This window comes from Nocardioides sp. S5-5 (genome assembly GCF_054954065.1).
In genome coordinates, this window is the sequence record NZ_CP199913.1 from 885,291 (window position 1) to 903,497 (window position 18,207).

The window sequence follows — 18,207 nt, forward strand, 5'->3', positions numbered from 1 at the left end:
TCGGACCGCCTCGCGCATCTGTCCGTCATGGACACCGCGAACGACCGCCCGGAGACCCCCGAGCCCGTCCTGACCCTGACGGAGCTCGCCGACCGGCTGCACGTCTCCGTGCAGACCCTGTACGACCTGCGCAGCCATGGCCGCGGACCGCGCGGCTTCCGCGTACGGGCACGTCCTAGTGGGCGATGTGATTCGTGACGGATCGACGTGACTGCGGCACCATGTCCCCGCTGCGGTCTACGATGAGGCCATGGGTTCAGTACCGGTGCGGGCTACGGATCGCGAACGTGTGATCGCGGATGCGCGGCGCTCGTCTGAGCTTGAGGGCGCTCGGAGCACGGATGCGACGCGTTCGGACCAGGATGCCTACGTTCGTGGGGAGATCGACATCGACCAGCTCGGCGAGCGGGTTCGTGCTCGCTATGGACTCACTTGAGTGATCCGCGGCCGTGGGAGGTCGGCGACCATCAGGCACGCTGGGACGGCTACCTGATCGAGCCGGGGTCAGAGGTGCTGCGCAACAAGGTGGGCGCGACGACCGTCGAGCAGTTGCGGGCCGCTGAGAACGACTTGCTGGAGTACCGGCTCGCCGAGCTTCGGGAGCGTCCCGGGCTGGTTGTCCGGGCGTACGACCTCTCCCATCTGAAGGCACTGCACCGTCAACTCGTCCAGGACGTCTATGAGTGGGCTGGGGATTTGCGGACGGTGGGCCTCGCGAAGGGCAAGGGCGATGACACGTCGTTCATGCCGCCGTTCGAGATCGAGCGACCAGTCGCTCACGTTGCGGCACGAATCGCCGAGACCGACAGGCTCAGGAACGTCGAGGCAGACGGTCTGGTTGCCGAGGTGACATACCTGTACGACTACCTCAACTTCGCTCACCCGTTCCGCGAGGGCAACGGGCGGGCGCAGCGCGAGTTCTTCGTCCAACTCCTGGAGGAGACCGGGCCGCGGATGGCATGGGAGCGTGTCGAGATGGAGCAGCTTCACGATGCATGCCACGTCGCTCGCGCTGCCGGCGACACCGGCCCTCTGTCGGAGGTCATCGGAACTGTTCTGATCGACCGATGATCGCGCGGACCGTCTCGATGTGGATGCCGTAGGAAACGGCCAGTTCCCGCTGCAAGGCACCTGCATGGCGGCGCGCGACCAGTTCCTCTCGCTGTCGTCTCGACAGGCGGACAACCTTCCGGGTCGGCACTCGCCTGTCCCGAACGGCTACACCTCTACACCCCGTCTGACCAGCGGTTTCTCGTTCCGCAGCATCTTGCTCAGGGGTTCGGGCAAGTTCGATAGTTGTCCTGAAACTTCCACCAAGTAGGCAGATGGGCACCGTCCTTGAAGAGGAGGACAGGTGTCCATTCGCCATTCGTTCCCACTCATGCCGCGAGCCCGCCGGCCGGACAGTCCAGGCGCCGCTGATCGAACCAGCCGACCACGGGGGAGTGCAGACCATCCGTCGCGGGACTACAACCGGCAGATGATCCCGCCCACTGCGCTGTTCCCTCGTGTCCCCGCCGCCCCGCTCCACCTGACCGGCGAGCCGTCGGCGCCGCCGGACCTGCTCGACCTGACCGAGGTCCCCGGCCTGACCGGCACCGACGCCGACCGCCAGGTCCGCCGCGGACTACGCTGCGCGCTCGGCACCGCCCTCGGCGTTGGCGAACGCGGTCAGCGGCTTGCCGAGATCCGTGGCCGCGGTGCGGACCGACGTGCGGTCGAACCACTGGTCCTCGTGCATTGCGAGGAGTCGGGGGCCTACCTCGCTGGGGTCAGCCGCGAGCGCGGCGTCAACCTCGTTTGCCGTCACGCATCTGCTCGAAAGTGTTTCGAGTAGCGTTCAAGTAGGGTCGCTGGCCACGACAGCGATCCGGATCGCCTGGAGGTCGCTCCCTGTCGCGGGGAGCTACTTGAACGTCAGCGTTCGAGACTTGAACGCCAGCGTTCAAGTAGTGCTTTCGGCAGTCGAGTTCGCCCGACGCGCCCGAGTGCAACCACGGACAGCCGCACCTCGTGTCGTTCCGTGTCGTTGTGCGAGGTGCCTGCTCCGGCGTCCAGGAGACGTCACGACTGTGCTGGCGGGCGCCGGTGCGGTGGCCAGCTTGCTCGGCCGTGCTCGACAGCTGACACCGAAGGCCACCACATCGTCCCGGATCCCACTCTGATGGACCTCGAGGCCGCCAAGGAGTTCGCTCACGTCTCCCGCGTAGCCTCGGTAGGAAGCGCTACTCCGTCGTCCGCTGACGCTGCCGGTGGTGGGAGGGGGTGACGCCTCGGATCCGCTTGAAGGCCGTGCTGAACGTGCTCTCGGAGGCGTAGCCCAGGCGCCGGCCGACCCGGGCGACGCTGTCGTCCCCCAGGGCCAGGTGGCGGGCGGCGAGCTCCATCCGCCAGTCGACGAGGTACTCGATCGGGCCCATGCCGACCGTGTCACTGAACCGCTGCGCGAGGGTGGAGCGAGAGACGCGGCTGGCGCGGGCGAGCTCCGCGACGGTCCAGCCGCGGTCGGGGGTCTCGTGGATCGCGGTGAGCGCGGTGGTGACGACCGGGTCGGCGAGGCCCCGCAGCCAGCCCTGCGGGAGTGCGGACTCGTGGGCGAGGTGCCAGCGCACCATCCGCACCAGCATCACGATGGCCAGGTGCTGGGCCACGACCGGCGCGCCGGGCAGGTCATGGCGCAGCTCGCGGTCGATCGACGCCAGGGTCTCGGCCAGGCCGTCGGAGACCGCGGCGCCGCGCGGGACGAGGAGCACCGGCGGCAGTACGTCGAGCAGGCGCGCGGCCGGACCGGAGAAGGCGAAGCTGCCACCCAGCGCGGTGAAGGAGGGCGCCTCGCCGGGCGCGCAGCCGACGACGGCGGTGTCGTCGACGGGGTGTGCGAAGACGTCCGCGGCCGGGACCGCTGGGGCCGACGGGTCGCTGGCGAGGGCGAAGGAAAGGGGGCGGGTGAGGAGATAGCAGTCGCCCGCGCCGACGCTCATCGGCTCGAGACCGTCGACGACGAGCTGACATGCGCCGGTCAGCACGGCGTTGAACTTCAGGCCGTCGGGTGGCTCGAAGTCGACCCGCCAGGGGCCGCTGCCCGCGGCGAACCGGCTCGAGAGGCGACTGCGGGCGTCGAGCAGGGTGAGGATGTCCACCAAGGGATCCATGGCGTCCAGTCTGGACGATGACGCAAGAAGTGCGGACTCATTGTCATGGATCGTCCGAGAGGTCCTGCCTACCTTCGAGGCATGGGCACTCCTTCGATTCCGTTCGGCCCCCGCTCGACGGCGGCCGACGTACTGGCAGACGTCGACCTGCGTGGCAAGCGGGTGGTGGTGACGGGAGGTGCCTCGGGGCTGGGTCTCGAGACGTCCCGCGCCCTGCTCGGTGCGGGCGCCGAGGTGACGGCGGCGGTGCGACGTCCGGTGGATGCGGCGCTGCCCGGCCTGGTCCAGCGCCGCCTCGACCTCACCGACCTCGACTCCGTGCGCCGGTTCGCCGAGGAGTGGGAGGGCCCGCTCGATGCCCTGGTCGCCAACGGGGGCATCATGGCGGTCCCCACCCGCGAGCTCTCTGCGGAGGGCTGGGAGCTTCACCTGGCCACCAACTTCCTGGGCCACTTCGCGCTCGCGCGTGGCCTGCGCCGATCCCTGGCCGACGCGCACGACGCACGCATCGTCGTCGTGAGCTCCGGAGCGCACCGGTCCGCGCCCGTCGAGCTCGACGACCTGCACTTCGACCGCCGCCCCTACGATCGATGGACGGCCTACGGCCAGTCGAAGTCGGCCGACATCCTGTTGGCGGTGGCGGTCGCCACCCGATGGGCGGACGACGGCATCGTCGCCAACGCCCTCAATCCCGGCTACATCCTGACCGGCCTCCAGCGTCACGTCGACGACGACACCATGCGCGCCATGGGCGCCATGGACGAGGCGGGCAGTCTGGTCGAGCCGGACTACTTCAAGAACCCGCCGCAGGGTGCCTCCACTGCTGCGCTGCTGGCCGGATCCCCGCACGTACGCGGGATCACCGGCCGCTACTTCGAGGACAACCGGCCAGCGGAGGTCGTCGCGGACGGTGACCACGGCGTCGCACCGCACGCCCTCGATCTGGAGACCGCGGATCGCCTGTGGGGGCTCGCGGAGGAGGTCCTCGGCTGACGAGGCGGTCCTCCGGGATCGCTCGGGACCGAACGGCGGGCATGTCCATGACGCTTCTTGACTAAGACAACTAGTATCTGAGATAACTAAGACTCAATCTGTCGTAGTAAATGGAGGAAGAGATGAAGATCGTGATCTTCGGCGCCGGCCTGATCGGCGGCCAGCTGCGGGACCGGCTCAGCGCGGCCGGCCACGACGTCGTCGCGCTCGGCCGGGAGGACGGCATCGACACGACCACCGGGGCGGGTGTGGCCGCCGCGGTCGCCGGTGCCGACGTCGTGGTCGACCTGACCAACTCGCCGTCGTGGGCCGACGACGACGTGCTCGCGTTCTTCCGGGACTCGACCCGGGAGCTCGTGGCGGCGGAGGCGGAGGCGGGCGTCGGTCACCACGTGATCCTCTCGATCGTGGGCGCCGACCGGCTCACCGAATCCGGCTACATGCGGGCCAAGCTGGCGCAGGAGGCGGGCGTCGAGGCCGGCTCGGTGCCGTACACCATCGTCCGATCGACCCAGTTCTTCGAGTTCCTCCCGGGCATCGCCGATGCGGCCAGCATCGATGGCGAGGTCCGGGCCACGCCCGGCCGGCTCCAGCCGATCGCGTCCCAGGACGTGGTGGCCCGGCTGGCCGAGGTGGTCACCGGACCGCCGGTGAACGGGACACTCGAGATCGCTGGTCCGGAGGCCCAGGGCATCGACCAGCTCGTCGGTCGCCTGTTCGCCGCGACCGGCGACGAGCGGACGATCGTGACCGACGCGTCGGCCGGCTACTTCGGTGCCGCCCTGGACGACGTGGCCCTCGTGCCGACGCCGGGCGTGGACGCGTGGATCGGCCCGACGACGCTCGACACCTGGCTCCGCGACCGTCCGTGAGTCGGTGACCCGACAGGTGCGAGGATGCTGTCCCTGTCCGCGCCGCAGCGTGGGCAGGGACAGCTGTCGGAGGGGATGATCGCGTGAGGCTATCGGCGGGGGTGGAGTGGGCGCTGCACTGCTGTGTGGTGCTCAGCCAGGCCGAGCAGCCGGTGCCCAGCGCCCGGCTGGCGGAGCTGCACGGCGTCTCGAAGACCTATCTCGCCAAGCACCTGCAGGCCCTCGCCCGGGCCGGGATCGCCCGCCCGAGCGAGGGCCGGGACGGCGGCTACGTCCTGATGCGCGAGCCCACGCGGATCACGGTTCTCGACGTCGTGCAGGCGATCGACGGCACCGATCCCGCGTTCCGTTGCACCGAGATCCGACAGCAGGGCGAGCTCGCACTGCCGTCCCGGGAGTGCCGTACGCCGTGCGGGATCGCCCGCGTGATGGCGGACGCCGAGCATGCCTGGCGCCGGTCGCTGGCGGAGACCACGATCGCCCAGCTGGCGGGGACGCTGGACACCAGCGGACTGCGGCAGATCCTGGCGACATAGGACACGGCTCCGGGCCAGGCACGCCCGCACGACGTCACCTCCGGTTGAGGAACGAGACGTCGTCGTTGCCGATCAGATCGGGCACGGTCCAGCCGTCGAGGTCGTACTCCGCCATGCACTGCTCTGCGAAGCCCCGCATCCGGTCGGCGGCGCCGGACTGCTCGGCATTGAGCAGCGCCTCCACCCGGATCTGCTCGTGGTTGCCGGCGTAGTTCATCTCGTAGAGCTCGTGACGGCCACCGAACTCCGAGCCGATCGAGTCCCAGATCAGCTTCATCAGCTTGACCCGCTCGACGGCGTCCATGCCGTGCGAGCCGCGGACGTACTTGTCGAGGTACGGGCGGATGTTCTCGTTCTTGAAGTCGGCGGCGCTCGAGGGCAGGTAGACCAGCGCCGAGCCCAGGTCGCGCATGACGATCTCGCGGATCTTCGGGTAGCCCTGGGTCATGAACCACCGGTAGACCATGCCGTAGTCCAGGTTCGGGAGCAGCGCCCCGTCCTTCCACTCGGCGGGCTGGGCGACCTGCACGTCGGAGAGCGACCACATCAGGTTGCGCCAGTTGATGACCTCGCCGACCCGGGTCTGCACGCCGCGGAAGTCCTTGGTGCCGGTGGCCTCCAGTCCCTTGAGCAGCAGCCCCGCCAGGAAGTCGAGCTTGACCGCCAACCGGGTGACGCCGTGGAACGTGAGGCGGTGCAGGAAGCCGGAGTGCGGCAGGAAGCTGCTCGCGGCCTCGGTGTCGCCGTAGATGAGGACGTCCTCCCACGGGACCAGCACCTTGTCCATCACGAAGATCGTGTCGTTCTCGTCCAGACGACTGGAGAGCGGATAGTCGAACGGCGACCCCGTGACGGCGGCCTGGTTCGTGTACGACGGCCGGCAGATCAGCTTCATGCCCGGCGCGCCCGCGGGAACCGCGCAGACCAGGGCGAACTCGCGCTTCTTGATGGGCAGGCCGTAGTGCGCGATGAAGTTGTAGTTCGTGATCGCCGACCCCGTGGCGACCACCTTCGCGCCGCTCACGACCAGGCCGGCGTCGGTCTCCTTCTCGACGTGCAGGAAGACGTCACTGACGTCGTCCGGGTCGCGGTGCCGGTCGACGGGCGGGTTGATGATGGCGTGGTTCCAGTACGCCAGCGTCTCCTGGGACTCCTGGTACCAGCGACGCGCGTTGCCGGCGTACTCGCCGTAGAACTCCGAGTTGGCGCCGAGCGTGCCGAGGAAGCTCGCCTTGTAGTCGGGACTGCGCCCCATGAAGCCATAGGTCATCCGCGCCCACTCGGCGATCGCGGCCTGGTCGGCCTTGAGGTCCTCGACGGTCCGCGGTGTGCGGAAGAACGGGTGGGTGAACCCGTTGCTCCCGGTGTCCGTCGGCGTGGTCAGCACGTCCCGGTGGTCCGGGTCGTGCAGGGCGTCGTAGAGCCGTGCGGTCATCCGGACCGGATTCCGGAACGCGGGATGGGTGGTCACGTCCTCGACGCGCTCGCCGTAGAGGTAGACCTCCCGTCCGTCCTTCAGGCTCTCGATGTATTCGCTTCCCGTCATCGGGCGGGTCACTCGCTGCGCGGTGTCCTCCGCTGACGGTGGAACGGACTCCTGCAGAGTCATCGCTCGGCTCCTTCGTGTTGATGTGACTTGCGGTGTGGTGCGTCGCCCGGGTAGGCCCGGAACGTCTCAGATGCGTTGCTCCAGCAGCGCTGCGGCCTCCGCGATCCAGGCCATCGCCGCGGGCGCGTCGCCAGAGCCCTCCCATGGGGCCGGCCCCGGGTCGTGGTGGAGGTCGTGGAACTGGCCGGTGTGGAAGAGCAGCGGCCGGCCTGCCGCCCGGTGGATCTCCTGGACCTCGCCCAGGAAGAGGGTGTGGTCGCCACCGTCGTAGGTTCGCCACGGCATGCACGAGATCGTGGCCAGGCAGCCCGCGAGAACCGGCGCCCCGTCGCCCGGCCTGCACGTGCGCCAGTCGATCTCGTCGACCTGGGGCCGGCCGGCGAAGTGGAGGGCGAGGTCCTGCTGGTCGCGGTGCAGCACGTTCACCGCGAACGGCACGCCGTCGAGGTAGCCGCTCATCCGGGAGCCGTTGTTGACACACACCAGGACGAGTGGCGGCTCGAGCGAGACGCCGGTGAAGGCATTGACGGTCGCGCCGTGCGCCGTGCCGTCCGGCGTGTGGCAGGTCACCACGGTGACGCCCGTCGCGAAATGGCCCAGACAGTTGCGGAGCTCTCGTGGATCGATGCGCATCGCGGGTCCTCCGGTTCGTGCGTGGGTCACGGTGTCCAGATCACGGTAGGAACGCGGCGACCCCGGCCACGAGACGGATTGCGCGCCCCGTCGGACGGATTGCGCAAAGTCTTCTGTGAGTCGTGTCACCGGCGCTCGAACGCGCCTACGCTGAGGGTCGTAAGACCGTCTGGTTCAGCGCCGGTGAGGCTTTGGCGTAAGGATCTGCGTGAGCCGCGAGCCGAGAGATGAAGGCGAGTCCCCCGCCGTCGTGGAGGAGGGACCGACCGGCCGTGCGTCCGGGCCGTGGGCCCTCGACCGCATGCCCAACGAGGTGGCGGACGCCGACTTCGGTCTGTTCCGGGACCGTCTGCAGGGCCACTACTACCCGGCGCGGGTGCGGCCGCTCGACGGTCGCGGCCTCCTCGAGGACCCGCGGCTGTCCGCGGTCGAGCTCGAGCACATCACGATCGGCTACGTGCGGTTCGGCACCGCTGTCAGCATCGACGCGGGCGACCTGCTGGGCTACCACGTCGACGTACCCCTGCAGGGCGAGGTGGTCTCCCGGTGCGGCCACGAGGAGACCGTCGCGAGCCCCCGCCAGGCGGCGGTGTTCTCGCCGCGCCGGCACACCTACGTGCCGGCGTGGGCCAAGGACGCCGCCCAGCTCCTGATCAAGCTGAACCCGCGCAGCGTCGAGTACGAGCTCGAGGGACTGCTGCGCCGCCCGGTCGTGGAGCCGCTGCAGTTCCGGATGGCCATGCCGACGGTCGCCGGTCCCGGGCGCGCCTGGGTTGCGTCCCTGGCGGGCTTCGTGGCGTTCCTCAACAGCGGGTCGGAGGGCGGTGCCGCCGTACGACGGCACGCGGAGCTGCTCGAGCGCAGCCTGATCAGCGGGCTCCTGCTCGCCCAGCCGCACTCCTACAGCGAGCTCCTGTTCGAGGGCGCCGAGTATCGGGTGGCCAGCTCCGCCGTCGACCGGGTGGTCGACGCGATCACGTCCTTTCCGGAGCGTCCCTACACGCTGGCCGACCTGTGCCGGATCGGCTGTGCGAGCGCACGGGCACTCCAGACGCAGTTCCAGGAGCGGTTCGAGATGAGCCCGATGCAGTACCTGCGGCGCGAGCGGCTGGTGCGGGCCCGTGCGGAGCTACGCCAGGGCCAGGGCGCGGTCTCCACCGTCGCCTACAGCTGGGGGTTCTCGAACCTCGGCCGGTTCGCCCGGGCCTACCGCGCACAGTTCGGTGAGCTGCCGTCCGAGACGTTGGAGAACGCGATACGCGGGGGCGCGGCGTACCGACGGTGAGGTACGCCGCGCCCCCGCGAACGGGATGTCGGGTCGGGTGATCAGGACAGAGGGCGGGCGAGGACCCGGCCCAACGTGGTCGACAGAGCCTTGCCGGCGTCCGCCTCCCGCTCCTTGCTCCGCCAGCAGACGAACCCGTCCGGGCGGATCAGTGAGGCCCCGCTGGGCGTGATGCCGTAGAGCCGCCGCAGCTCGGCCGCCGGCACGCCGGCCGTGTGGGCCGCCAGCGGGACGTCCGTACGTCGCGCCAGCTCGGCCGCGGCCTCGTGCCACGCCGTTCCGTCGTCGCCGGTCAGGAGGACGAAGCCGTCGCCGTACAGGTCGAGGACGGAGAGTCCCTTGTCGTCCCAGAAGTGGGCGGCGCGGGTGCCGGGCTCGCCCGCGGCCTCGCGCGGGTGGACGGCCAGGTCGGCGGGCACCGGCGTGGGGGACTCGGCGTCGATGGCGTCGGAGAAGTTGCGGTAGCCGATCTCCGCGCTGAAGTCGTCGACGAGTGCCGGGAGGTCGTCGTCGATGAGCTCGGGGGTGACCCGGCGCCTGAACCGGGTGTAGGCCTGGTCGATCGTGAACCGGCCGATGGGGCGCCGCTCGGCGTCGTACGACGCGAGGAGGGCGCTTCCCGCCTGGCCGTGGACGACCATCGCCAGCTTCCAGGCGAGGTTGTGCGCGTCGTGGATGCCGGTGTTGCCGCCGAAGCCACCGTTCGGTGGGACGACGTGGGCCGCATCCCCGGCCAGGAAGACCCGGTCCGTGCCGTAGCCGGTCGCGACGTCGGCGGTCGCCCGCCAGAGTGCGATGTCGTCCACGGTGATCCGGAGGGACGCGTCGCCGAGAGCGCTGCGGACCAGATCCTCGGCACGCTCGGGCGTCAGGCCCTCCCACACGTCGAGGTTCGCGGGGTCGGTCGGGTCGCCGAGGGTGTTGACGACCAGGAACCCGGACCGGCCCGACCTCTCGAACCGGAAGAAGCCGCGCAGGTCGTCGTTGGTCACGTAGGTGACGCCGAGCTCCTGGTCGCCGAGGAGGTGACGGAAGTCTGCGGAGAAGTAGATCGTGGCGCTGCGCGACAGCTCGCCATGGCCGACCATCTCGATCCCCAGCGAGGACCGGACCGGACTGCGGTTGCCGTCGGCCGCGACGACGTACTGGGCGCGGACCCGTCGCTCCGCCCCGGTCGTCAGGTCGCGAACGACGGTGACCACGCCGTCGTCCCCGCTGCTCTCGATCGACGCCTCCGAGCCGTAGAGCAAGGTGGCGCCGTACTCCAGTGCCCGCGCGCGGAGCAGGGGCTCGATGGCGTCCTGGGCGACGAACAGCCGACGGGACGGGCTGAACTCCTCGACGCCCCCGTTGAGGTCGGGGATGAAGGTGGCGATCTCACCACCGCTGAGGGTCCGCACCTCGTTGACGCATCCGTTGGGGAAGTAGCGCTCCGCCGACAGGCGCCGCAGCGGCTCCTCCAGGTCGACGGATCGCATCAACTCCAGGGTGCGGAGGTGGAGATGGCCCGCGCGGGGGTGGATCGCCGTGCCGGGATGGCGCTCCACGGCGAGGACGTCGACGCCCTGGCGAGCCAGGAACATCGCGGTGGTGAGCCCCACCAGGCTTCCTCCGATGACGAGGACCTGTACGTCGTCGCGATCGATCTGTGTCATGTCGCTCAAGGTAGGAGCCCACCCGGCTATCAGCAAGGCTGATGGTAGTGATGCCAGTCATCTCTCTCGATGATGTGTGGGGACGGGGCCAGCACGCCTCGGAGTTCAAGGCGATCCTGCGCTGACGGCCGCCGGCGCCGCCGTATCCTCCAGCAATGAACCTCGCGGGCGTGGACCTGAACCTCCTGGTCGCCCTCGATGCCCTCCTCGCGGAGCGGAACGTCACCCGGGCGGCACGGCGGGTGGGGATCAGCCAGCCCGGCATGAGCAGTGCCCTGGCCCGGCTGCGCAAGCTCTTCGGCGATCCGCTCCTCGTGCGCGAGGGGAACAGCCTCGTCCCCACCGCCCGCGGCAGGTCCCTCGTCGAGCCGGTGCGGACGGCGCTGACCGTGATCGAGGTGGCCCTCAACGACCGGGTCGCCTTCGACCCGGCCACGGACAGCGGGACGGTCAGCATGAGCTGCTCCGACTACAGCGCCCTGCTGATCGTCGCGCCGCTGATCCGGCGCCTGGCCGCGGAGGCGCCTGGTGTCGTCGTACAGCTGCTGCCCCGCGCGGCCGAGCCCGGCGCGATGCTGCGCCGGGGCGAGGTCGACCTGGTGATCGAGCCGGTCGAGGTGGTGGACGGTGCGACGCTGGCCTCGGAGAGCCTGTTCGAGGACCGGTGGCGGTGCTGCGTGTGGGAGGGCAACCGGCGGGTGGGCGACGAGCTCGACCTGGCGACCTACCTCGACCTCTCGCACGTCGTGTACTCGATGGGCGCCGGCCAGCCGGTCTCCCTCGTGGACGCCTACCTCGAGAGCATCGACCTGCAGCGCAACGTCGAGCTGCGGGTGGAGAGCTTCCTCCTGGCGCCGATCCTGCTCCAGGGCACCGAGCTCGTCACCCTGGTCCTCGAGCGTGCCCTGCCGCACGTCGAGCGGACCGCGGACATCCGGGTGCTGGATCCCCCCGTCGCGATCCCGCCGATCGTGGAGACCATGTGGTGGAGCCCCAGCCGGACGACGGATCCGGTCCTCTCCTGGGTCCGCGGCGTCGTCGCGGACGTCGCGCGCGAGGTGGCGGTCAGGCCGTCGTGACGCGGGCCCCATCGACCTCCGGCTATTGGCCGGGTCTGCTGTCCGACGTGGCGAACAGCTCGGGGTGGTCGGCGAGCGCGAGACGGGTGCGACGGATGTGCATCGTGAGCACGGCGCCCGCCGTCTCCTCGTCGTCGGCGCGCAGGGCGTGCAGGAGCAGGCGGTGCTCCGCGCTGATCACCCACGAGCCCTGTGAGCGGGCCAGGCGCACGAAGGCACGCCGGTAGTGCTGGGTGGTGTCCCAGAGCCGGTTGATCATGTCGGCGAGCTGGGGGGCGTCGTGCCCGCGGTACGACGTCCAGTGGAGCTCGCGGTCGAGGCGGAGGAACTCCTCGACGTCGTCGTTGTCCTCGATCTGCAGCTGGAGCGACTCCATGTGGTCGAGGTCGTCGTCCGTGAGCCGGGGCATGCTCTCCACCAGGAGGAGGGGCTCGATCCGCTCTCGGATCTTGTAGGAGAGGCCGAGGTCTCGCAGGGTCATCTGCGACACCCAGGCGCCGACGTTGGCGCGCAGCGTGACCAGGCCGCGGGAGGAGAGGATGCGCAGCGCCTCCCGGACGGGGATGCGGCTGGCGCCGAGCTCCTCGGCGAGGTCGTCCTGCCGGATCCGGGTCCCCGGCGGCAGCGAGCCGTCCAGGATCCGGGCGGCGAGGAGGTTGGCGATGCGCTCGCTCGCCACCTCGCGGCGTGCGTCCTCGGTGTCAGTCATCCGTCGCTCATGCAGGCTCGCCCGGCTCCTCACTCGAAGGCGGAGGGCTCGTGGTCGAACGCCTTGCCGCCGGGATAGGAGACTAGCTCGAACTGCATGCCCCACGGCGCGAGGAAGTAGATCCACCGCTGCCCCTCGCTCGGCCCGCGACTGGCCGTCGGACCGGCCATCACCTCGACCCCGTGGGCGTGCAGGGCGGCGATCGCGGCGTCGAGGTCATCGACGTAGAGCGCGACGTGGTGCCCGCCGACGTCGCTGTTGCGGGGCACCTGAGGGACCTGGTCCACGGCGTCGTACGCGAAGGTCTCGAAGATCGCCTGCCCGCCGAGGCGGTAGAAGCGGAGCTCGCGCATCACGGTGCCGTCCGCCACCCGCAGGTGCGAGCTCATCCACGAGCCGCCGTCGGCGAACGGCCCGAGGCGGTAGAGGTACTCGCAGCCGAGCACGTCGACCAGGAAGTCGTGGGCCTCGTCGAGGTCGGGGACGGTGAAGCCGATGTGGTCGACGCGTCGGACCGCCGGCAGGGCGGGGGGCTTGGTCATCGAGTTCCTCCGGTTGCAATGGATCCAAACAACGGTCTATGTTTAGCACCACTGTACGACGTTAAGCGTCATCTCACCATTGGCCGTGTGCCGAATGGATGCATCTGACGCTCACTCGATCGAAGGAGCACGTCATGCCACGCCGGTCCAACCTCCGACCCGGAGCTCCCTGGGTGCAACTGGCCCTGACCGACGCGGACCGCAGGAAGGCCGACGGCGACCTGCTGCTGCGCCTGTTCGCCGAGGCGCAGTGGATCCGCACCTTCGAGGAGTACGTCCTCGAGCTGGCGGCCCAGGGCCTGGTCCACGGCCCGGCGCACTCCAGCATCGGCCAGGAGGGCGGCGCGGTCGGGTCGATCGTCGGGCTCCGGTCCGACGACTACGTCAACGGCTCCCACCGAGGCCACCACCAGTTCCTGGCCAAGGCGTTCGAGCACGTTCTCGAGCCGACGCCCGGTGCGTTGCCCTCGATCACCCCCGCGGTCGACGACGTCCTGCGCCGGACACTCGCCGAGATCTGCGGTCTCGCCGACGGCTATTGCCGCGGCCGGGGCGGCTCGATGCACCTGCAGTGGAAGGACGCGGGCGCGATGGGGACCAACGCCATCGTGGGCGGCGGCGTACCGCAGGCAGCGGGCTTCGCGTGGAACCAGCTCCACGCCGGGACCGACGCCGTCACCGTCACCTACTTCGGCGACGGCGCGGTCAACATCGGCTCCGTCCTCGAGACCTTCAACCTGGCGGCCGCCTGGCGGCTGCCGCTGTGCTTCTTCATCGAGAACAACCAGTACGCCGTCTCGACCCCGGTCGAGAGGTCGACCGCCGAGACCCGGTTGTCCGCGCGCGGCCTGGGGTTCGGCATCCCGAGCTGGCGCGTTGACGGGATGGACGCGCTCGCGGTCCACACGGCCATGCAGGAGGCCGTCGCCCACATGCGCGCCGGCAACGGTCCGACGATCGTCGAGGCCGACATGTACCGCTACTTCCACCAGAACGGGCCCTACCCGGGCAGCGCGTTCGGGTACCGCGACAAGGCGGAGGAGCAGGCCTGGCGCGAACGTGACCCGATCGCCCAGCTGAGGGCCCACCTCCTCGACCGGGGCCTCGTCGCGGAGCAGGCCGTCGTCGACCTGGAGGGGGCGATCGCCGCCGCGATGGCGCGGATCGGGGACTCCTTCCTCGAGGCGGTCCCGGACGGCAAGCCCGGGCAGCGCCGGATCATCGCCGACCTCTGGCCCGACCCCGGCTTCGTCGACGTCGGCGTGCGCGGCGACCTCGGCGAGCTGGCGGGGAGTCGGTACGCCGACGTCGACACCTTCGGCGGCGAGATCGCCGAGCGCCGGTTCATCGACGTCGTCTCCGACGTCATGGCCCGGCGGATGGAGACCGACGCGTCCGTCGTCGTGCTCGGCGAGGACGTCGACGGGCTCAAGGGCGGCACGAACGGGGCCACCCGCCGACCGCTCGAGCTGTTCCCGGAGCGCGTGCTCGGCACGCCGATCAGCGAGAACGCGTTCACCGGCCTCGCCGGCGGGATGGCGTTGGACGGGCGGTTCCGGCCCGTCGTCGAGTACATGTACGCCGACTTCATGTGGGTCGCCGCCGACCAGCTGTTCAACCAGGTGGCCAAGGCGCGGCACATGTTCGGCGGCGAGGCGGCCGTGCCGTTCGTGCTCCGCAGCAAGCTGGCCGCCGGGACCGGCTACGGATCGCAGCACTCGATGGATCCGGCCGGTGTGCTGACCACGGCGCCCGGTCTGCGGGTGGTCGCCCCCTCCAACCCGTTCGACTACGTGGGCCTGATGAACACCGCCCTGGCCTGCGCCGACCCGGTCGTCGTCCTGGAGCACGTCGACCTCTACGCGTCGTCCGGGCCCGGGCCGGTCGACGACCTCGACTACTGCCTGCCGGTCGGGAAGGCGGCCCTGCGCCGCGAGGGCGACGACGTCACAGTCATCTCCTACCTGAGCATGGTGAACCACTGTCTGGAGGCGCTCGACGTCGTGACCGACGTCCGGGCGGACCTCATCGACCTGCGCTGGCTCGATCGCGCCTCGCTCGACTGGGAGACGATCGAGCGCAGCGTCCGCAAGACCAACCGCGTCCTGATCGTCGAGCAGGGCGCCACGGGCACGTCGTACGGCGGCTGGCTGGCCGACGAGATCCAGCGGCGCCTCTTCGACTGGCTGGACGCGCCGGTCGGACGCGTGACCGGCCGCGAGGCCTCGCCCAGCATCAGCAAGGTGCTCGAGCGCGCGGCGATCGCCCGGACCGAGGAGGTCGTCGCAGCCCTGCGGGACCTCCCCAACCTCTGAGCCCCTCCAGGAAGAGAGCAGCGTCGTGGCCGAACTGATGAGAATGCCGGAGGTCGCCGCGGGGGCGACCGAGGCCGTGCTGTCCCAGTGGCTGGTCGAGCAGGGAGCGGCCGTGGCGGCCGGCGACCCGGTGGCCGTCATCGAGACCGACAAGGCCCAGGTCGAGGTGGAGGCCGAGACCGAGGGCGTCGTGATCCGGCTCCTGGTCGAGGAGTCCCGTCAGGTGGAGGTCGGCTCCCCGATCGCGCTCCTCGGATCGCGCGCGGAGCTCGCCGGCGATCCGGACGAGCTGCTCCGCGGGTTGGGCGTCGACGCCGGATCGGGCGCCGGCGTACCGGCTCCGGAGCGCCGCGACGTCCCCGAGCCCGCGGCTGCCGCACCTCCCGCGGCTGCCGCACCGCCTGTTCCTGCCGCCGCCCTCGCGCCCTCACCGGCGACATCGCGCCCGTTCATCAGCCCGATCGCCCGGCGCCTGCTGCGTGAGGCCGGCCTCGACGGGGCCGGGATCGGCGGCACCGGGCCCGGTGGCCGTGTCGTACGCCGCGACGTGGAGCAGCACATCGCGGCGCAGGCAGCGCCGGACACCTCCGTGCAGAATGGCCCGGCGGCGGCCGCTCCCGTGCCCGCCGGCCGGGCGGACCGCCCCGCCACCGGCGAGCCTGTCGAGACGATCGAGCACAGCCGGCTCCGGCGCACCGTCGCCCGCCGCCTCTCGGAGAGCAAGCAGACGGTCCCGCACTTCTACCTCAAGCGCACCGCGCGCCTGGACACCCTCCTGGCGCTCCGTGCGGAGCTGAACGAGCGCACCGGGCGTCGGATCTCGGTCAACGACTTCGTCCTGCGTGCTGCGGCCGAGGCCCTCCTCGCCGTGCCCGAGGCCAATGTCGTGTGGTCCGACGATGCGATGCTCCGCTACGACACGGCCGACATCGCGGTCGCCGTGGCCTCGGAGCGCGGCCTGGTCACGCCCGTGCTGCGCTCCGTCGAGCGGATGGCGCTCGGCGCCGTCTCCGCCGAGGTCCGCGGACTCGTCGAGCGGGCGAACGCAGGGACGCTGAAGCAGCACGAGCTGGAGGGCGGCACCATCAGCGTGACCAATCTCGGGATGTTCGGCGTCGACGAGTTCAGCGCGATCATCAACCCGCCGCACTCCGCGATCCTCGCCGTGGGCGCCGCGACGCCCCAGCCCGTGGTCGTCGACGGGGCGCTGGAGGTCGGCACCGTCGTGTCGCTGGTGCTCTCGGTCGACCACCGGGCGATCGACGGCGCACTCGCGGCCCGCTGGATGGGCGTCCTGGTCGAGACGCTCGAGAACCCCTACCGGCTGCTGGTCTGAGCGGGCCGGAACAGGAGGAACGTCGATGAGCCAGGACAGCACGACGTCGTTCGACGTCTTGATCCTCGGAGCCGGCAGCGCCGGATACGCCTGCGCGCTGCGCGCCGCGCAGCTCGGCCTGAGTGTCGGCCTCGTTGAGCGCGACGAGGTCGGCGGCACCTGCCTCCACCAGGGGTGCGTGCCGACCAAGGCGGTGCTCCACGCCGCGGAGGTCGCCGACGTCGTACGCGAGGCGGGCAGCGTGGGCGTGGACGCCACACTCGGCGGCATCGACGCCGCCGCGGTCAACCGGTTCAAGGACGGTGTGGTGGGCCGCCTCCACAAGGGCCTCTCCGGACTCCTGCGGGCGAGCGGCGTGGTCGTCATCCGAGGGGAGGGACGGCTGACGTCGTCCCACACGGTCGACGTCGACGGCGTGCGGTACGGCGGCACGCATCTCGTGATCGCCACCGGGTCCGTCGCGCGCTCGCTGCCCGGGATCGAGGTGGGCGGACCGGTGGTCACCAGCCGCGAGGCCCTGGCCCTGCCCCGGATCCCCCGGCGCGCCGTGGTGATCGGCGGCAGCGTCATCGGCGTCGAGTTCGCCTCGGCCTGGCGCTCGCTGGGTGCCGAGGTCACCGTGGTCGAGGCGCTGGGCGGCCTGGTCCCGCTGGAGGACCCGACCCTGGGCAAGCAGCTCGAGCGTGCGTTCCGGCGGCGCGGCATCGACGTACGGACCGGGACGGCCGTGACCGGCGTTCGCCGCGAGGGCACGGAGGCCACCGTCACCTTGGGGGACGGCGCGCGGCTGGCGGCCGATGTCGTCCTCGTCGCGGTCGGCCGTGGCCCGAACACCGCCGGTCTCGGGCTCGAGGACGCCGGGATCCGGACCGACCGCGGCTGGGTCGAGGCCACGGAGCGGCTCGAGACCAGCGTGGCCCGGGTCTGGGCCGTCGGTGACGTGGTTCGGGGACTGCAGCTCGCCCACCGCGGCTTCGCGCACGGCATCTTCGTCGCCGAGGAGATCGCGGGACTCGCGCCCGCGGTCGTGGTCGACAGCCAGATCCCGCGCGTCACCTACTGCAGCCCGGAGCTCGCGTCGGTCGGCCTGACCGAGCCCCAGGCGCGGGAGCGGTACGGCGACGGGGTCGAGGTCGTCGAGTACGACCTCGCGGGCAACGGCAGGAGCCAGATCCTGGAGACCGGCGGCACCGTCAAGCTGGTGGCGCTCGCCGGCGGACCGATCCTCGGGGCGCACCTGATCGGCGCCCGGATGGGCGAGCAGATCGGCGAGGCCGCGCTGGCGGTGGGCTGGGAGGCGACGGCGGAGGATCTCGCGCTGTACGTCCACGCCCACCCCACGCAGAACGAGGCGCTGGGCGAGGCGGCGATGGCTTTGGCGGGCCGGCCGCTGCATGCCCACGGATGAGTCCGCCCCGAGCCGGGCGGTTCGTCTCACCGTCCGCTAACGGGCGGTCGACGACGATCGTCCGACGTGCGCAGGGGCCGTTC

At 70.8% G+C, this 18,207-nt stretch carries 16 protein-coding genes; 10 read left to right on the forward strand and 6 right to left on the reverse strand.

The window, feature by feature from the left end; translation table 11 throughout:
• The first annotated feature begins 250 nt into the window (after nt 1-250).
• On the forward strand, nt 251-436 hold the full coding sequence (locus ACUP6Y_RS04210) for an antitoxin VbhA family protein (protein WP_462554369.1): 186 nt from the start codon (nt 251-253) through the stop codon (nt 434-436).
• Nucleotides 433-1,071 (forward strand): Fic/DOC family protein, encoded by a 639-nt coding sequence (locus ACUP6Y_RS04215; RefSeq protein ID WP_462554371.1) that lies wholly within the window; start codon nt 433-435, stop codon nt 1,069-1,071. The genes ACUP6Y_RS04210 and ACUP6Y_RS04215 overlap by 4 nt, the downstream gene beginning before the upstream one ends.
• Nucleotides 1,072-2,225: 1,154 nt before the next feature.
• Here ACUP6Y_RS04215 and ACUP6Y_RS04220 read toward each other — a convergent pair.
• Nucleotides 2,226-3,152 carry an AraC family transcriptional regulator gene (locus ACUP6Y_RS04220; protein ID WP_462554373.1) on the reverse strand — a complete coding sequence of 309 codons (927 nt, stop codon included), beginning with the start codon at nt 3,150-3,152 and terminating at the stop codon, nt 2,226-2,228.
• An 81-nt stretch (nt 3,153-3,233) separates the two neighbouring features.
• On the opposite strand from ACUP6Y_RS04220, the gene ACUP6Y_RS04225 reads away from it, so the two are divergent.
• The 3 genes from ACUP6Y_RS04225 to ACUP6Y_RS04235 all read left to right on the forward strand — a co-directional run bounded on the left by ACUP6Y_RS04225 (nt 3,234) and on the right by ACUP6Y_RS04235 (nt 5,553).
• Nucleotides 3,234-4,145, forward strand: a complete 912-nt coding sequence (locus ACUP6Y_RS04225) for an SDR family NAD(P)-dependent oxidoreductase (protein WP_462554375.1) — start codon at nt 3,234-3,236, stop codon at nt 4,143-4,145.
• 122 nt (nt 4,146-4,267) lie between these two features.
• The gene (locus ACUP6Y_RS04230) at nt 4,268-5,017 is read left to right on the forward strand and encodes an SDR family oxidoreductase (RefSeq protein ID WP_462554377.1); all 750 of its coding nucleotides are present in this window, start codon (nt 4,268-4,270) and stop codon (nt 5,015-5,017) included.
• Between the two features lie 83 nt (nt 5,018-5,100).
• Nucleotides 5,101-5,553 carry an RrF2 family transcriptional regulator gene (locus ACUP6Y_RS04235; RefSeq protein WP_462554379.1) on the forward strand — a complete coding sequence of 151 codons (453 nt, stop codon included), beginning with the start codon at nt 5,101-5,103 and terminating at the stop codon, nt 5,551-5,553.
• A gap of 34 nt (nt 5,554-5,587) precedes the next feature.
• Here the strand turns inward: ACUP6Y_RS04235 and ACUP6Y_RS04240 are convergent, their stop codons facing one another.
• Both ACUP6Y_RS04240 and ACUP6Y_RS04245 read right to left on the reverse strand, forming a co-directional pair.
• Nucleotides 5,588-7,162 (reverse strand): 4-hydroxyphenylacetate 3-hydroxylase family protein, encoded by a 1,575-nt coding sequence (locus tag ACUP6Y_RS04240; RefSeq protein WP_462554381.1) that lies wholly within the window; start codon nt 7,160-7,162, stop codon nt 5,588-5,590.
• 66 nt (nt 7,163-7,228) lie between these two features.
• On the reverse strand, nt 7,229-7,795 hold the full coding sequence (locus tag ACUP6Y_RS04245) for a flavin reductase family protein (protein ID WP_462554383.1): 567 nt from the start codon (nt 7,793-7,795) through the stop codon (nt 7,229-7,231).
• Between the two features lie 208 nt (nt 7,796-8,003).
• Between ACUP6Y_RS04245 and ACUP6Y_RS04250 the strand changes: the two genes are divergently transcribed.
• Nucleotides 8,004-9,080: an AraC family transcriptional regulator gene (locus ACUP6Y_RS04250; protein WP_462554385.1), complete on the forward strand. Its 1,077-nt coding sequence runs from the start codon at nt 8,004-8,006 to the stop codon at nt 9,078-9,080.
• Nucleotides 9,081-9,121: 41 nt separating this feature from the next.
• Here ACUP6Y_RS04250 and ACUP6Y_RS04255 read toward each other — a convergent pair whose 3' ends face one another.
• On the reverse strand, nt 9,122-10,735 hold the full coding sequence (locus tag ACUP6Y_RS04255; protein ID WP_462554387.1) for an FAD-dependent monooxygenase: 1,614 nt from the start codon (nt 10,733-10,735) through the stop codon (nt 9,122-9,124).
• A 155-nt stretch (nt 10,736-10,890) separates the two neighbouring features.
• On the opposite strand from ACUP6Y_RS04255, the gene ACUP6Y_RS04260 reads away from it, so the two are divergent.
• Nucleotides 10,891-11,814 (forward strand): LysR family transcriptional regulator, encoded by a 924-nt coding sequence (locus tag ACUP6Y_RS04260; RefSeq protein WP_462554389.1) that lies wholly within the window; start codon nt 10,891-10,893, stop codon nt 11,812-11,814.
• A gap of 22 nt (nt 11,815-11,836) precedes the next feature.
• On the opposite strand, the gene ACUP6Y_RS04265 is transcribed toward ACUP6Y_RS04260, so the two are convergent.
• Both ACUP6Y_RS04265 and ACUP6Y_RS04270 read right to left on the reverse strand, forming a co-directional pair.
• Nucleotides 11,837-12,523, reverse strand: a complete 687-nt coding sequence (locus ACUP6Y_RS04265) for a GntR family transcriptional regulator (protein ID WP_462554391.1) — start codon at nt 12,521-12,523, stop codon at nt 11,837-11,839.
• 29 nt (nt 12,524-12,552) lie between these two features.
• A complete protein-coding gene (locus ACUP6Y_RS04270) occupies nt 12,553-13,065 on the reverse strand; it encodes a VOC family protein (RefSeq protein WP_462554393.1) in 513 nt (170 codons plus the stop codon).
• Between the two features lie 134 nt (nt 13,066-13,199).
• Here ACUP6Y_RS04270 and ACUP6Y_RS04275 point away from each other — a divergent pair, with 134 nt between their 5' ends.
• Genes ACUP6Y_RS04275 through lpdA form a run of 3 tightly spaced genes read left to right on the forward strand, consistent with a single transcriptional unit; the run spans nt 13,200 to nt 18,124 of the window.
• Nucleotides 13,200-15,380, forward strand: a complete 2,181-nt coding sequence (locus tag ACUP6Y_RS04275; protein ID WP_462554395.1) for an alpha-ketoacid dehydrogenase subunit alpha/beta — start codon at nt 13,200-13,202, stop codon at nt 15,378-15,380.
• Nucleotides 15,381-15,417: 37 nt separating this feature from the next.
• Entirely contained in the window at nt 15,418-16,716 is a 1,299-nt protein-coding gene (locus ACUP6Y_RS04280; protein ID WP_462554396.1) for a dihydrolipoamide acetyltransferase family protein, read from the forward strand.
• Nucleotides 16,717-16,741: 25 nt separating this feature from the next.
• Complete coding sequence (lpdA, locus tag ACUP6Y_RS04285; RefSeq protein ID WP_462554397.1) at nt 16,742-18,124, forward strand: dihydrolipoyl dehydrogenase; 1,383 nt, start codon at nt 16,742-16,744, stop codon at nt 18,122-18,124.
• The last annotated feature ends 83 nt before the right edge of the window (nt 18,125-18,207 follow it).